Raw genomic sequence first — 1,541 nt, 5'->3', positions numbered from 1 at the left:
GCGTCGTCAGAGTTTTTGGAACCAAGGGCGGCCTAAACTAAGAGAGAGTTCGGCTCATCTGGTTGGTTTGATTATGCTGCACGTTGGCGGTGATGCAAGCGTCGCGCTTCGAACGTCTCCTGTTTGATCCTTTCTCTTTGTTCCAGAATGGCTTTGTCACGCCCGAAGTAGACGTCGGCGGGTGTGACGTTGTTCAGGCTCTCGTGGTAGCGCTGGTGGTTGTAATGATCGACAAAGGCTTCGATTTGAGCTTCGAGATCGCCCGGTAGGAAGTCGTTTTCCAGCAAGATCCGGTTCTTCAGGGTTTGATGCCATCGTTCGATCTTACCTTGTGTCTGAGGGTGGTACGGGGCACCGCGTGAGTGCTTCATACCTTTGTCTTGCAGCCATTCAGCGAGGTCTCCAGAGACATAGCTGGACCCATTATCGCTCAGCAGGCGTGGCTTGTGGACGACATGGACCTGATCACAGCCAGATGCCTGCAAGGCCAGATTGAGAGTGTCTGTCACATCCTCAGCCCGCATGGTCGTGCAGAGCTTCCACGAGATGATGTAGCGGCTGTAATCGTCCAGGATCGTGCTGAGATAGAACCAGCCCCACCCCAGAACCTTGAGGTAGGTAAAGTCGGTCTGCCAAAGCTGGTTGATGGCCGTTGTCTTATGCTCGAACTCATTCGCGGCTTTCAGCACGATGAATGCTGGGCTGGTGATCAGGTCATGTGCCTTGAGCGTGCGATACACTGTGGATTCCGATACAAAGTACCGTTCTTGGTCTGTGAAGGTCACCGCCAACTCGCGGGGTGACAGCTCTGTCTCTTTCAAGGCGAAGCTGACGACCTTGCGCTTCACCTCGTCAGGAACGCGGTTCCAAACGTGTTTGGGCTTGGGAGATTGATCCTCAAGACCCGCTTCGCCGCGTTGCAGGTATCGGTCGTACCAGCGGTAGAACGTTGTGCGCGGAATGCCGAGCTTAGCCAATGTTTGACGCGCTGACAGATGACTTTCTTCAACCAGTCGGATGATCTCCAGCTTCTCAGATGCAGGGTATCTCATTCTTGGTCGCCCCCATCTATTACCTGACAGGCGAGTGCGAAGCATTCTGCTGAGAGGGCCCGACCATGCTTTTTTTGAGTAGCCGAAGTTCGAGCGTTTGCTCTGCCACAACCTCCTTCAGGTCACGAGCCTCACGGCGCAGGTCTTTGACTTCGTCAGTCGTCGCAGCACGGGCCGTGTCACCCGCCAGTCGCCGTTTGCCAGCCTCCATGAAGTCCTTCGACCACTTGTAGTAAACGCCCTGGGAAATCCCCTCTCGGCGGCAAAGCTCAGCAATGCTGTCTTCACCACGCAGGCCATCTAGCACGATCCTGATCTTCTCCTCAGACAAATACTGTTTGCGCGTGGCACGTTTGATGTCTTTGACGATCTTCTCGCTGGGGCTCTTTGTTGTCTTTCTCATCTTCCACTCCTCAGTGGTTACGATGAGCCAGAAACACTCCCTTATCAAATCGCCCTATTTGGACCCATTAGCGCTGACGTCAGACA

General features: G+C 54.3%; 1 pseudogene. It reads right to left on the bottom strand.

Going from position 1 to position 1,541, the window contains the following annotated elements:
* Positions 1–71: 71 nt before the first annotated feature.
* Positions 72–1,455 (bottom strand): annotated as a pseudogene (locus Q0955_RS20825) (IS3 family transposase).
* Positions 1,456–1,541: the final 86 nt, after the last annotated feature.

The sequence above is a fragment of the uncultured Shimia sp. genome, assembly GCF_947493595.1.
In the GTDB taxonomy this organism is placed as follows: domain Bacteria; phylum Pseudomonadota; class Alphaproteobacteria; order Rhodobacterales; family Rhodobacteraceae; genus Shimia.
Note: the sequence above shows the minus strand (reverse complement) of the source record. Positions and strands in the feature narration are given on the sequence as shown.